Source organism: Actinokineospora sp. UV203, assembly GCF_056323665.1.
Window position 1 is genome coordinate 1,983,929 of record NZ_CM150484.1, and the last position, 13,261, is coordinate 1,997,189.

10 protein-coding genes are annotated in these 13,261 nt (G+C 69.6%); 6 read left to right on the forward strand and 4 right to left on the reverse strand.

Annotation, left to right across the window (positions count from 1 at the left end):
- Positions 1-102: 102 nt before the first annotated feature.
- Together ACUZ2Y_RS09040 and ACUZ2Y_RS09045 are read right to left on the reverse strand one after the other, a co-directional pair.
- On the reverse strand, positions 103-1,239 hold the full coding sequence (locus tag ACUZ2Y_RS09040; protein ID WP_476328787.1) for a CaiB/BaiF CoA transferase family protein: 1,137 nt from the start codon (positions 1,237-1,239) through the stop codon (positions 103-105).
- A gap of 24 nt (positions 1,240-1,263) precedes the next feature.
- Positions 1,264-2,412, reverse strand: coding sequence for an acyl-CoA dehydrogenase family protein (locus tag ACUZ2Y_RS09045; protein ID WP_476328789.1), 1,149 nt, complete (start codon positions 2,410-2,412; stop codon positions 1,264-1,266).
- 113 nt (positions 2,413-2,525) lie between these two features.
- Here ACUZ2Y_RS09045 and ACUZ2Y_RS09050 point away from each other — a divergent pair, with 113 nt between their 5' ends.
- A complete protein-coding gene (locus ACUZ2Y_RS09050) occupies positions 2,526-3,143 on the forward strand; it encodes a TetR/AcrR family transcriptional regulator (RefSeq protein ID WP_476328791.1) in 618 nt (205 codons plus the stop codon).
- Positions 3,144-3,369: 226 nt separating this feature from the next.
- The gene (locus ACUZ2Y_RS09055; protein WP_476328793.1) at positions 3,370-4,431 is read left to right on the forward strand and encodes a sialidase family protein; all 1,062 of its coding nucleotides are present in this window, start codon (positions 3,370-3,372) and stop codon (positions 4,429-4,431) included.
- Positions 4,432-4,617: 186 nt separating this feature from the next.
- On the opposite strand, the gene ACUZ2Y_RS09060 is transcribed toward ACUZ2Y_RS09055, so the two are convergent.
- Positions 4,618-5,088, reverse strand: a complete 471-nt coding sequence (locus tag ACUZ2Y_RS09060) for an NUDIX domain-containing protein (protein WP_476328795.1) — start codon at positions 5,086-5,088, stop codon at positions 4,618-4,620.
- A gap of 208 nt (positions 5,089-5,296) precedes the next feature.
- Between ACUZ2Y_RS09060 and ACUZ2Y_RS09065 the strand changes: the two genes are divergently transcribed.
- The 3 genes from ACUZ2Y_RS09065 (at position 5,297) to ACUZ2Y_RS09075 (ending at position 8,963) form a co-directional block, all read left to right on the forward strand.
- Positions 5,297-7,561 carry a sensor histidine kinase gene (locus ACUZ2Y_RS09065; protein ID WP_476328797.1) on the forward strand — a complete coding sequence of 755 codons (2,265 nt, stop codon included), beginning with the start codon at positions 5,297-5,299 and terminating at the stop codon, positions 7,559-7,561.
- Positions 7,558-8,214: a response regulator gene (locus ACUZ2Y_RS09070; RefSeq protein WP_476328799.1), complete on the forward strand. Its 657-nt coding sequence runs from the start codon at positions 7,558-7,560 to the stop codon at positions 8,212-8,214. The genes ACUZ2Y_RS09065 and ACUZ2Y_RS09070 overlap by 4 nt, the downstream gene beginning before the upstream one ends.
- Positions 8,215-8,330: 116 nt before the next feature.
- Positions 8,331-8,963, forward strand: a complete 633-nt coding sequence (locus ACUZ2Y_RS09075) for a helix-turn-helix transcriptional regulator (protein WP_476328801.1) — start codon at positions 8,331-8,333, stop codon at positions 8,961-8,963.
- A gap of 201 nt (positions 8,964-9,164) precedes the next feature.
- Here ACUZ2Y_RS09075 and ACUZ2Y_RS09080 read toward each other — a convergent pair whose 3' ends face one another.
- Entirely contained in the window at positions 9,165-10,475 is a 1,311-nt protein-coding gene (locus ACUZ2Y_RS09080; RefSeq protein WP_476328803.1) for a COG1470 family protein, read from the reverse strand.
- Positions 10,476-10,658: 183 nt separating this feature from the next.
- Here ACUZ2Y_RS09080 and ACUZ2Y_RS09085 point away from each other — a divergent pair, with 183 nt between their 5' ends.
- Positions 10,659-13,202 (forward strand): choice-of-anchor D domain-containing protein, encoded by a 2,544-nt coding sequence (locus ACUZ2Y_RS09085; protein ID WP_476328805.1) that lies wholly within the window; start codon positions 10,659-10,661, stop codon positions 13,200-13,202.
- Positions 13,203-13,261: the final 59 nt, after the last annotated feature.

Here is a 13,261-nt window from a genome sequence, read left to right on the forward strand (position 1 = left end):
CGCCCGCGAACGGGCTAGCGAGATCTGTTCGTACAGGTCCCGCCAGCCCGCCGGGCCGCGCCTTCGGGTGAAAGCTGTAACTCGATAGAGGAGTGAATGGGTTCAGGCGATGGTTCCCGCCGCCCGGAGCCGCTCGATCTCCTCGGCCGGGACGCCCAACTCGGCCAGCACCGCTCCCGTGTCCGCCCGCGCATCGCTTGGCTGGGTGGGGATCGCGGGGACCGTGCGGCTGAACTTGGGCGCGGGCGCGGGCTGCGTGGTCCCGCCGATCTCGACGAACGTGCCGCGGGCGATGTTGTGCGGGTGCGTGGGCGCCTCTTCCGGCGTCAGCACCGGCGACAGGCAGGCGTCCGTGCCCTCGGCGAGCTTGGCCCACTCGTCCCGGGTCCTGGTGCGCAGCGTCTCCTCCAGGAGGGTGCGCAGCGCGGGCCAGTTCTCGGGGTTCATGTGGTCGGGGACGTCCTCCAAGCCCAGCACCTTGACCAGTTCGGCGAAGAACCGGCCCTCGATCGCGCCGACGGCGACGAACTTGCCGTCGGCGGTCTCGTAGGTGTCGTAGAACGGCGCGCCGCCGTCAAGCAGGTTCTCCCCGCGCGGCTTGCTCCACAGGCCCAGGTTCTTGAGACCGTGCAGGCTGGTGGTCAGCAGCGCCGCACCGTCCACCATGGACGCGTCCACCACCTGGCCGCGACCAGACGACTGCCGCTCGACGAGCGCGGCGAGCACGCCCATGGCCAGCATCAGGCCGCCACCGCCGAAGTCGGCGACCAGGTTGAGCGGCATGGTGGGCTTGTGGCCCGCCTGGCCGATCGGCTCCAGTGCGCCAGCGATGGCGATGTAGTTGATGTCGTGTCCGGCCGACTCGGCCAGCGGGCCGTCCTGGCCCCACCCGGTGATCCGGCCATAGACCAGGCCGGGATTGCGCGCGAGCAGCGCGTCCGGGCCCAGGCCCATCCGCTCGGCGACGCCCGGGCGGAAGCCCTCGACCAGCACGTCGGCCTCGTCGACCAGCTTCAGCACCAGCTCAAGGCCCTCCGGGGACTTGACGTCGACGCCGATCCAGCGCCTGCCGCGGGTGAGGGGGTCGTTCGGGAAGGAGAGCACGTCGAAGCCCGGCTTGGCCCGGTCGACCCGGACCACGTCGGCGCCCAGGTCGGCGAGCACGGTGCAGGCGAACGGGGCGGGCGCGAGGCCCGCGAGTTCGACGACCTTCAGACCATGCAGGGGTCCGGTTCCCATTGACTGTCCTTTCCAGACTGGAGGTCAGATCGTGCGGGCGATGATTTCCTTCATGATCTCGTTCGTGCCGCCGTAGATCTTCTGCACGCGCTGGTCGGTCCACATGCGAGCGATGGCGTACTCGCTCATGTAGCCGTAGCCGCCGTGCAGCTGCAGGCATTCGTCGATGGCCGCCATCGCGCGGTCGCTGCTCCACCACTTGAGCATCGCCACGGTCGGGATGTCGAGCTCGCCTTTGAGGTGCTTGGCGATGCAGTCGTCGAGGAACACCCGGGCGATGCGCGCCTCGGTGGCGATCTCGGCGAGCTTGAACTTGGTGTTCTGGAAGCCGAAGACCGGCCTGCCGAACGCGGTGCGGTCCTTGGTGTAGGCCAGGGTGGTCTCCAGCGCCAGCTCCATCGCGACCACCGACGTCACGCCGATGATCAGGCGTTCCTGCGGCAGCTGCTGCATGAGCTGGACGAAGCCCTGCCCCTCGGCGCTGCCCAGGAGGTTGGTGGCCGGGACGCGGACGTCGTCGAAGAACAGCTCGGCGGTGTCCTGCGCCTTGAGGCCCACCTTGTCGAGCACGCGGCCGCGGCGGAACCCGGGGCGGTCGGACTCGACGATGATCAGCGAGGTGCCCTCGGCGCCCTTGGTCGGATCGGTCTTGGCGACGACGATGGTGACGTCGGCCTGGCCGCCGTTGGTGATGAAGGTCTTCGCGCCGTTGATGACGTACTCGTCACCGTCCTTGATTGCGCGAGTCTTGATGTTCTGCAAGTCGGACCCGGTGCCGGGCTCGGTCATCGCGATGGCGCCGACCCACTCGCCGGAGGCCATTTTCGGCAGCCACGCGTGCTTCTGCTCCTCGGTGCCGTAGGCGAGGATGTAGTGCGCCACGATGCCGTTGTGCAGCAGCACACCCCAGCCGCTGTCACCGGCGCGCGCCTGCTCCTCGACGAGCACGGTCTCGTGGGCGAACGTGCCGCCACCGCCGCCGTACTCCTCCGGGATCGACAGGCACAGCAGGCCCACCTCGCCCGCCTTGGTCCAGAGTTCGCGGTCGACCTGCTTGTTCTCCATCCAGCGTTCGACGTTGGGCGTCAGTTCCTTCTCGCAGAACGAGCGAGCGAGGTCGCGGAAGGCGTCCAGGTCTTCGTCCATCCACGGCGAGCGCTGCGTGGGAGCCATGACTCCGACCTCCAGGGTGAGAGAAACAATCCGACATGCATGTAAGTTACGATCAGAAGGTACATGCACGTTCGACTGCCCGTAAAGTGCCTCCGACCGTTCGAGGAGGAGATGTGGTGTCGACCACACGCACCCACCGCACGCAGCAGGAACGCCGCGAGCAGACCCGCGAGGCCCTGCTGGACGCGACGATCACCTGCCTGGTGGAGCTGGGTTATGCCCGGACCACGGTCCAGGAGATCTGCGCCCGCGCCGGCGTGTCCCGAGGTGCGCAACAACACCACTTCACCACCAAGGCCGAGCTGATGACAGCGGCCTTGGAGCACCTGTTCGACCGGTTGATCGCCGAGGTGGTGGAGGGCGCGGCCGTGCTGGCGCCGGGTCGGGAACGGCTGATCAAGGGCATCGACATGCTGTGGGCGGCCTACTCAGGCACGCTGTCGACCGCTGCCGTGGAACTGTGGGTGGCGGCCAGGACGGACCCTGAACTGCGCGAGGCTCTCCTGCCGGTGGACCGGGCACTGGGCCACGCCACTCTGCAGGCGCTCCGCGCGGCCGCCGAAGGCGAGTCCCCGGAATCGACCGGCCAGGCGGAGACGATGCTGCTGCTGACCATCAACCTGGTCCGCGGGTTGGCCTTGGACGCCATGATCGGCGGCGACCCGAAGCGGCGGGCTCGTTTGCTGGAGGAATGGAAAGCCACCGCCCTCCAGCGCTATCTAGGCGAATGACCCCCAAAGCGGAAAGCAAGATCATGCGTTCCCCGCCTCGGTTGTCCACCCGAAGGTGTTCCAACGTTTGCGCGCGTGTAGATCTCCCAGGACGCTCGGCCGAAAGGCCGTCTGACCAGGTCGGGAGTGATCATGCTGATCCGGACGCTCGGCACGTTCATCGCGGTGATCCTTCTCGCCTTCGCCGTCCCCGCTGAGGCCGCTCCCCCGCGCCAGTTGCTCGAAGATGTCGGCCAGCAGCTACCCGCGCGTGATTCGGCTCGAACACGGTCCTGGCGCGGGTCGGGTCATCACCAGCATCGGCAGCATGATCGACGGCAAGAGTGTCGGGCTGATCCACGAGAGCACCGATCGCGGCCGGAGTTTCCAGCGGGTGGCGGTGATCTCCGACCCGGACCTCGCCATCTCCCGCGGCATGTGTTGCGCCACGCTCTTCGAGCTTCCACGCAAGGTCGGCGACATGCCTGCCGGGACGCTGCTGTGGGCGACGACCGCGGGGCTGGACACCGGGGACGACCGTCGGGTGCGCCAGCGGGTGTGGCGCAGTGCCGACATCGGCCGCACGTGGACGTTCCTCTCGGACATCGCCATCGCACCGAACGCGCAGCCCGGGTGGGAGCCCGAGCTTTCCGTCGCCGCCGATGGTTCGCTTGTCGCCTTCTACTCCGACGAGTCGGACACCGCCCGCCACGACCAGAAGCTTGTGCGCGTCCGGTCGACCGACGGCAACACCTGGAGTGCGCCCGTCGACACCGTGAAGCACCAGCGACACGGGGTACGGCCGGGAATGGTCGGTGTGCGGGCACTGCCGGGCGGCAGGTACTTCATGGTCTACGAGGTCTGCAACATCGACTTCCAGCGCAACTGCGGCATCTACTTCCGCACCTCGTCGGACGGCTGGGACTGGGGCGACCCCATCGATCTGGGCACCCAGGTCATCACCGAGGCAGGCCGGTACCCCCGGCACACCCCGACCATCGCGTGGAGTCCCAACACCGGGCCCGATGGGGCGATCCTGCTGATCAGCGAGATGCTCGTCGAGGCCGACGGCAGCCTGTCCGCGGGCAACGGAGCGACGGTCCTGGTCAACGATCCGGAGGCGGACGACCCGTGGGAGGAGTTCCCGGCGCCCATCCCCGTCACCGGTGTGAACAACGAGGGCTGCCGCAATTTCAGCCCGAGTCTGCTGCCGAGCCGCGACGGCCGTACCGTGCTGGAGCTGACCACCGACCTGGACGACGGTGTGTGCAAGACATTCGTGGCCACGGGCCCGATCCCGATCGACTGAGTGGCCGTTCCGACCCGGCCCTCGCTCGGGTCGGAACGGTCCTCACGTGCTTCGCCAAGGTCCTCACAACCTTGGTAGCAACGGCCGACCCGGCCCTCGCTCGGGTCGGCCGCTGCTCACATAAGGAAGAGGGCCGCCGAGTGAAATAGTGACGTTCGCTTTTGCGAACACTTTGCCGGAAGACGCTCAATCGGCGCGTTGCCACAGGTCATCGGCGTTGTAGTGGTCGGCGATCTCGCCTGCCGTGATGCGGTCCGCCTCCCGCCACGGGCCGACGGCGTCGAGGTCGTCGATGGGCACCCAGCGCGTCTCGTCGTAGACGGAGAAGTTGGGGCGCGGGTCGCCCATGTCCAGGTCGAGCGTCGACTCGCTGGGCAGCTGGCAGCGCCAGACCCGCAGCAGCGCGGAGTCGTAGTCGAGGTCGTCGGTGGGCCACGCGGTCAGCGCGCGGTCGCTGAGGATCCGGTCGACGCAGCGCAGCGAGATGCTGAACTCGGTGGTGAACCGCCGCTGCAGCGCGCTCGACTCGTCCTCCCCCGGCGCGACCTCGGCGCCGGGCAGCTCCCAGTAACCCGCGACCGACCCGGGCTGAGAGCGGCGGGCGACGAACAACCGGAAGTCACGCACGATCGCCACGCCCACCACGACGGCCTCCATCGGACCAGTGGACGCCGGTGGCGCGGCCAGGTCGAGCGGTGCCCAGGTAGTCCACCGGGCGCGATGTCCTGCCCGAAAGTGCTGGTCGGGTCGGATTGACACGGTCCGGAGTCAATCCCAGCCCGGCTAGACCATCCAGATGACTGCCCTGCCAGCGACCAGGCGACATGCCTGTGTTTTGCCACCACCGCTGCGAGATGATCCGACGGTGTCCGGTGGCTCGGCGGGAGCGCGGCGGATCTCAGCCGCGTACCTCTTGCTCACGCTCGCACTCCTCGGGGTAGCCGGGTGGTGCCTGCTGTCTCGCGCGCTCGCGCCCAGCGACGGGACGACGGTGAACGCGGGCGACTCCGCGGTCGTCGTTGGTTCCGGCGCGGTGCTGGTCACCGGCGCCGAGCCGGGCTCCGCGCTGCGGGTGGGCGATCAGATCCTCGCCATCGACCACGTCCTGCTCACCGGCCAGGCCCCGGGCGGCGGCGCGGTGCGGCCGGGCGATTCGCTGACGTACCAGCTCGTGCGCGGTGGCGAGGTCATCGAAGTCGAGGTCGACACCGGGCCGTTCCCGCTGTTCCAGAGCCTGCTCGAGGGCTGGCCGACCGTGCTGGTGGTGACTCTTCTCGCCGTCATCTCCCTGACCATCTACCTGGTTCGTCCCGGGGAGGCCGCGGCGCGCGCGGCACTCGTGGCGGCGGGCCTGGCCGCGGTGACCACGGCGGGCGCGACGTTCTTTCCGTTGCAGGCGTTGGATCTCGTGGCGGGTGACCAGTTCTGGCGCTGGTTCATCGGCGAGGTGTCGTTCGTCCTGCTGTGGTCGGCGATGCTGCACTTCGCGCTGTCGTTCCCGGCGGTCACCACGACAAGGTTCCGGCTGTGGGTGACGCTGGGCTACGCGGGTGGTCCGCTTCTTTACGGCGCCGCCTGCACGGTCACCATGGCCGCGACCGGCTCCGGTCTCGCCCGGCTGGCCGTCCTCGCCTCCCCGGCCCTGCCCGCGCTGTTCGTCTTCCCCCTGCTGATCTTCGCGGTGCTCGCGAGGCAGTACGTGCGGTCGGCGGACCGGACATCGCGGCGCAGGCTGCGGTGGCTCGCGGCGGCACTGGGCTTCGGCGCGGTCTGCTATCTCGCGGTGTGGGCGCTGCCGACGCTCGTCACCGGCACCCCGCTGCTTCCCGAGCGGTTCCACACGCTGGCGTTCCTCCCGGTGCCGATCGCGGTGGCGCTGGCCGTGCTGCGGCACCGGGCGCTCGACATCGAGGTCGTGCTGAGCCGGTCGCTGGTCTACGGCGCGCTCAGCGCCGGGGTGATCAGTATCTACGTCGCCGTCGTCGCCGGGCTGTCGCTGCTCTTCCCACCGCTGACCCAGGCGTGGCAGCAGGGGCTGGCGGCCGCGACGGTCGCGGTGCTCATCCAGCCGCTGCGCACCGGCTTGCAGGGTCTGGTCAACAAACGGCTCTTCGGCTACACCGACGACCCGTACCGGGTGGTGTCGCGACTGGCCTCCCGGCTGGCGGACACGCACACACCGGGCGCCGCGCTGCCGCGGATCGTCGAGTCCCTGGCGATGGCGCTGCGACTGCCCTACGTGGCGATCGAGATCCGGGACAACGGTCGCACCGAGGTCGCGGCGGTCACCGGCACACCGTCGGCCGACCGGCACGAACTGGCCCTCACCTACCAAGGCGAGCGAGTGGGCACGCTGGTCGTCGGCGGCCGTTCGGTGCTGCGCTCACGCGACCGGCTCGCGCTGGCCGATGTGGCCCGGCACGCGGGCACCGCCGTCTACACCGCGCGGCTGACCCAGGACCTGCGGCGCAGCCGTGACCGCCTTGTCCAGGCGCGCGAGGAGGAACGGCGCCGCATCCTGCACGAGTTGCACGACGGGGTCGGCCCCACGCTCGCGGCGATCGCCCTCGGGCTCGACGCGAGCCGCCGCGGCGTCGACCCGACCTCCGCCGCGGGTGTCCTGCTCGGGCGGATGCGCGACGAACTGCAGGACGCGATCGCCGAGATCCGCAGGCTCGCGGCCGGGCTGCGGCCGCCGGTGCTCGACCAGATCGGGCTGGTCCCGGCGCTGCGCGAGTACGCGGGCACCCTCGCCAGCCGTACGGCGAAACTCGACGGGACCGACGAGGGCGTCACGATCATGCTCGAAGTGCCGACAGTCATGCCAAGGCTGCCTTCGTCGATCGACGTCGCGGCGTACCGCATCGTCTGCGAGGCGCTGACGAACGTCACCCGACACGCGTACGCCCGGTCGTGCGCGGTGCGGCTGTGGGTCGACGATGATCTCCACATCGAGGTCGTCGACGACGGGATCGGCCTGCCCGGGCACACCTTCGGCGGTGTGGGGCTGGCGTCGATGCGCGAACGGGCGGCCGAACTGGGCGGCGACTGCCTCGTCGCCGCCGAAGCCGAGGGCGGAACACGCGTGCTGGCGACGCTGCCGCTGCCGAAGGAGGTCGCCACCGCATGAATGACGCGCGCCCGAGGGTGCTGGTCGTCGACGATCATCCGCTGTTCCGCTTCGGGCTGTGCACGGTGCTGGCCGCCGAGCCGAGCGTCGAGCTGGTCGGCGAGGCCGCCACCGGCGCCGAGGCCATCGCCACGGCCCGCGAGCTGGCCCCGGACGTCGTCGTCATGGACGTCCATCTGCCCGACATGACCGGCATCGACGCGGCGCGCGCCATCGTCGGCGAGCGGGTCGACACCGGTGTGCTGGTGCTGACCATGTTCAACGACAGCGAATCCGTGTTCGCCGCGATGCGCGCGGGGGCGCGCGGCTACCTGCTCAAGGGGTCGGGGCAGGACGAGATCGTGCGCGCGGTGCACGCCGTCGGCCGGGGCGAGGCGATCTTCGGGCCGGACATCGCGACCCGGGTCCTCGGTTTCTTCAACGCGGGCCCCGAACTCGCCGGCCCGGTGTTCCCGGAGCTGACCGCGCGTGAGCGGGAGGTGCTGGCGCTGATCGCCAACGGGGTCAGCAATCCCGGCATCGCGAGCAAGCTGTCGCTGAGTCCGAAGACCGTGCGCAACCACGTGTCGAGCATCTTCACCAAGCTGCACGTGGCCGACCGCGCGCAGGCGATCGTCCGGGCCCGCAAAGCCGGGCTCGGGGATGGGGAATGACGCCCTGTCGGGCAACTTCGGGACACCGGTCCCATGCGCTCGGGACGCCCGTTCGGGCATCGTGGGCGGTCCAGGGAAACAGTCCGGGAGTGCTCTGAGGCGAAGGTGGGGTTGCCATGTTGGACCAAAGTCGGACGCCGGTCATCGTGCGGGCCACGGATCCGATTCTGCAGAACGGGGTCCACATGGCATTGCGGACCCGACCTGAGGTGTGGCTGGTCGACGAGGACGACGCCTCGCCTGAGGCGGTCGCGCTGGTGGTGACCGACCGGTTCGACGACCGGGCCAACCACCTGCTCAAGACGTTGCAGGTCAGGGGTTTCGCGCGGGTGGTGCTGGTCGCGGGGGAACTTGAGGACAGCGAGATCCTCACCGCGGTGGAGGGCGGGGTGTGCGCCGTCGCGCGAAGAGTCGACACCACCCCGGACGTGCTGGTGCGCCTGGTGAAGGCGGCGTCCGCGGGTGAGGGCGCGCTGCCGCCGGACCTGCTGGGACGACTGCTGAACCGCGTGTCCCGGTTGCAGCGGCACGTGTTGGAGCCTCGCGGCCTGCACCTGGCAGGCATCACGAACCGAGAGACCGAGGTCCTCCGCTTGGTCGCCTCCGGAATGTCCACAAAGGAAATCGCCGACAAACTGTGCTACTCGCAGCGCACCGTCAAGTCCATCCTCCACGATGTGACCAACCGCTTCCAACTCCGCAACCGCTCCCACGCCGTCGCCTACGCCCTCCGCGAAGGCCTCATCTAACCCTCGCGAGTCGCCCCTTCCAGCAAACGAGTCGCCCCGTCCGGCAAACGAGTCGCCCCGTCCGGCGAATGAGTTCAACATTCAGGCAAGCGAAACGAAGTCACGTGAGCCGCGAAATGCGGCAGACGCTGCCTGAATGTTGAACTCATTCGCCGGACGGGGCGACTCGTTTGCCGGAAGGGGCGACTCGCGTTGTGGGGGTTAGCCGGCTAGGCGGCCGGAGAAGGAGACGGAGGGGCGGCAGCGGCCGGTGGCGGGTTCGGGGGCGCCGGGGAGCTGGCAGTTCACCGCGACGCGGAGTTCCTTGCCCGGTGGGAAAGTCAGCGGTTCGAGGTAGTGGTAGTCGACGTCGCGGAAGTTGTTGAGGCCGAATTCGAGCAGGACCTCGTCGCCGCGCAGGATCCGCAGGGTGCCCGAGTCGCCGCGCGGGTTCTGCAGGACCAGGTCGGTGATGACCAGGGTCTTGCCGTCCGGGACCGGCTCGGGCGCGGTGAAGGTGGGGAAGTCGGTGCCGTCCGCGGTCGCCACCGGGTCGGTGACGACGCGGAAGTCGAACGCCTGCCCCTTGGACACATCGGCCCCGCCCGGCGCGGTGACCGCCGGTGGCCCGCCGCCCGCGCCCGCGAGCACGCCGTCAGTGACCTTCTTCTCCGCGGCGGCCGCCTTCTGTTCGGCCGCGGCGGCTTTCTCCTCCGCCTTGTCGGCCTTGTCGGTGAGCTTCTGCTGCTCCTCCTTGACCACCTGCTCCGCGGTGTCGCGGGCCGCCGACTGCAGTGTCGGCTTCAACACGGTGAACCAAAGCGTCACCGCGATGATCGCCAGTGCCAGCAGGGCCAGCAGCGCGGGCAGCAGCCACTTGGGCAGGATCTGCTGCTGCACCACGGTTCCGTTGGTGGTGACCGGCGCGGAATCGCCCGTCATCGCGGTCACCTGGAACGGGTGCCGCTTCTCGGCGCCGCGCAGGAACGTGTCGTGCGGCCGGGCTCGCAGCCGCAGGAACGCCGAGGTGCCAGGCTGGATCGTCAGGATCGGGTGGTCGATGTCGAGCTTGAGCTCGTCGTCCGGGTCCATGGCGGTCAGCTCGACAACCATCGGGCAGTTGCCCGCGTTGTCGACGATCAGCTCGTGCTTGGCCTTGCGCCGCCCTTTGGACGTCTTGGGGATCAGCTCGACCCGCAGGTCGGTGAACGGCTCGACCTGGATCGCGCCTTCCTCGACCATCGAGGCGGCGGGTTCCTCGCGCGAGAGCACCCGGATGCCGAAGGGGACGAGGCCCGCGGTGACCGTCGAATCCCTTGGTGGGGCGAAGGTCACGGTGACCTGCCCCTCGGTGCCGGGCATCAGGTTGATGATGTTCGGCTCCACTGTCGTCCACTCGACGGCGCCGCCGACGATGTCCACAGTGAACTGGTCGACGAGTGTTCCCGAGTTGCGGATCTGCACCGTGGAGGTGACCGTGGCCCCCGGGGTCACGGACAGTTCCTTCCCGGCAAGCGAGGTCGTAGCTCCCATGGCCCGAAGTGTGGCCGGCGGCGTGCGGGGGTCGCAGCTTGCGAACGGGAGCCTGCCCGGGCAGCGAGATCCGCCCGATCGGGCGGATCATGTCGACCCGATGGCCACCCGTGCGCCGGGGTCGGGCGGCGGGCGCGTTTTCCTAGGCTGAGCAGCACAAGTCCGCTGAGCGGAGGTCCACCCGTGCCCGTCTCCGCCGCCCGACGCGCCGTGGCGATCGTCCTGGTCGCGAGCCTCGGCGCCCTGCTCGTGCACAGCGGCCCCCTGCCTTCGGCGACCGCCGAGGTCGCACCGGGCTCGACGGCCCTGGTGTCGGTCGCGAACGACGGGAAGTTCTCGCCGACCGGCGGCCACGACCAGGAGATGTCGCAGGACGGCACCGCGGTCGCGTTCGTCAGCGCCTCCGTGCTCGACGGGGTCGCGACGGCGCAGACGGAGAACGTCTACGTCCGCGACCTGGCGCGCGGCCGGACCGTGCTGATCAGCCGGGGCCAGTTCAGCCCGCCGTCGCCGCCGACGAGCGAGCCCCCGGTTCCGGGGCTGACCGGGGCCCGGCTGGTGGACTTCAACCAGGTGGCCGTCGAGTTCCCGACGGACGGCAACAGCTACGAGCCGACGATCTCGGCGGAGGGCCGCTTCGTCGCGTTCATGACCAACGCGACGAACCTGGTCAACGAGGATCCGTACGACCACGAGGACATCGTGCTGTGCGACCGAGCCCCGAACGGGGTCTTCGACGAACGCAGGCCCGACGGCTCGATGAACTACCGCTACTACCTGATCACCAGGCCCGCCCCGGCGACCAGGCTGTCGAGCTACCGCGACCCCCACCTCTCCGGCGACGCGAGCCGGATCGTGTGGGGCGAGTTCGCCGGCTCCTCAGGTTCGAGTTGGCACCTCACCACGGCGCTGCTGCGGAACGCCACGGGCACCATCGGCAGCCCGACCACCCGGGAATCGGTGTCCGGCAAGCTCGGCGAGGCGTCGCTGCGCAGCTTCGACGATGCCCGCGTTTCCGCCGACGGCCGGTTCATCGTCTCCGTCGCCCGGATCGAGAACGACGAAACCGACCCCTACGCGGTGATCCGCACCCGTGTCGCGGACAACACGAACCAGCGGGTCGACTTCGAAGCCGACGGCACCCCGGTCAATCCGGATGAGGGGATCCGGATGCGCGCGCCCTCGATCTCGGGGGACGGCTCCGTGATCGCGTTCGTCGCGTCCCGCACGACCGCGCAGCCCAACGTGTACGTGGTTCGCCCTGGCACCAACCAATCAGGCATCGTCTCCCGCAACATCTTCGGCGACCCGGTGAACGGCGCACTGCCCGCGTTGTCGGCGAGCGGCCGATACCTGGCGTTCGTGACCGATGCGTTCCTGGTGCACGACGACCTCGACATCGGCGAGCCCACCGACTACAGCTGCCTCGTCCCCAGTGACGTGGGCATCCTGGCCCCGCCCCCGATCGACGAAGACGACCGCGAAGACCGGACCCGCTGCCACGTGGTCGTTCGCGACCTTGTCGTCGACCGCGACCGCGCCGCCGCCGGCTTGCCCATGCTGCCCGCGGCCCTGGCGTCGGTGCCCCGCGACACCGATTGCCCGGACGGCGGCCCGCGCTGCCCGGGCGACAGCACCCCGTCGTACTTTTCCGCCCCGCCCTCGGTGTCCGACATCGGCCGGGTCGCCTTCGACTCCGAGGCAAGCGACCTCACCGACGACGACGCCGACTACTTCACCGACGCTTACGTCCACACGTTCGAACCAGGCCTGGAGGGCGAGGCGGTCGCCTTCGGCACGGTCACCGTCGGCACCACCCTCAACCGCAGCGCCGAACCGCGCCACGTCGGCTTCGGCCCGCTGGTGGTGGAGGATGCGTCAATCTCCGGCGACGACGCCTTCACCATCGGCGCCGACACCTGCGAGGTCCTGCACACGACCGGGACCTGCTTGGTCTCGGTGCGCTTCTCCCCCACCGAAGCCCGCACATACACCGCGAAACTGGTCCTCCAGGTGCGCGGCGGCCGCACGTACACAGTCGACTTGCGTGGCACCGGAACACCGGAGATCGTGATCCCCTCGGACGCAATGTTCGCCGCGGCCCCCGACCCGGTCGACTTCGGGGCCCGCCTGATGCTGTCCGATGGCGCACCGCTCCCTCTGACCATCCGCAACAGCGGCGGATCACCGATGACGGTGACCGGCGCGACCGTCGACGCCCCAACAGTTGCCGGGGATTACACAGTGGACGGTGCGGGTTGCTTCGGCGTGGCGCTGGCACCGGCGGCAACCTGTGTGGTGCAAGTTCGCTTCTCCCCACGTGGCCCGGCAGTGCCTGGCGCGCCGGAGATCCGCACGGCGGTGCTCCGGTTCGACTCGACCGCCCCCGGCGGCCCGCACCTGGTCGCGGTGCGAGGCAGCGCGATCCAACCCACCTTGGACGTGAACCCAGCCGTGCTGGCACCGGGTCGGGTCGCGATGGCCACGGGAATCGGATACCCACCAGGCAAGCCGGTCACAGTGCGCTTCGCCAACGCGGTTGGCGAAGCGAAAGCGACCCCGGACGTGAATGGACGGTTCGCGGTGCAGCTGCTGGTGTTCCCGAAGGCGGCCATCGGGCAGCGACAGGTCGTCGCCAGTGTCGACGGCACACCGATCTCGGCGGAACGCCCGCTGCTCGTAGTGATCAACACGGTGAGTCCGGCGGAGTTCGTCGGCCGGGGCTGACGTCACATCCTGACGCGCTGTCTCGTCCGATGGCGAGACAGGCCGGAACCAACCAGGGT

What these genes read in the sequence shown, in the direction of transcription:
- ACUZ2Y_RS09040 (WP_476328787.1), bottom strand. Translation starts at nt 1,239, where the DNA reads ATGGGAACCGGACCCCTGCATGGTCTGAAGGTCGTCGAACTCGCGGGC.
- ACUZ2Y_RS09045 (WP_476328789.1), bottom strand. Translation starts at nt 2,412, where the DNA reads ATGGCTCCCACGCAGCGCTCGCCGTGGATGGACGAAGACCTGGACGCC.
- ACUZ2Y_RS09060 (WP_476328795.1), bottom strand. Translation starts at nt 5,088, where the DNA reads ATGGAGGCCGTCGTGGTGGGCGTGGCGATCGTGCGTGACTTCCGGTTG.
- ACUZ2Y_RS09080 (WP_476328803.1), bottom strand. Translation starts at nt 10,475, where the DNA reads ATGGGAGCTACGACCTCGCTTGCCGGGAAGGAACTGTCCGTGACCCCG.
- ACUZ2Y_RS09070 (WP_476328799.1), top strand. Translation starts at nt 7,558, where the DNA reads ATGAATGACGCGCGCCCGAGGGTGCTGGTCGTCGACGATCATCCGCTG.
- ACUZ2Y_RS09055 (WP_476328793.1), top strand. Translation starts at nt 3,370, where the DNA reads ATGTCGGCCAGCAGCTACCCGCGCGTGATTCGGCTCGAACACGGTCCT.
- ACUZ2Y_RS09075 (WP_476328801.1), top strand. Translation starts at nt 8,331, where the DNA reads ATGTTGGACCAAAGTCGGACGCCGGTCATCGTGCGGGCCACGGATCCG.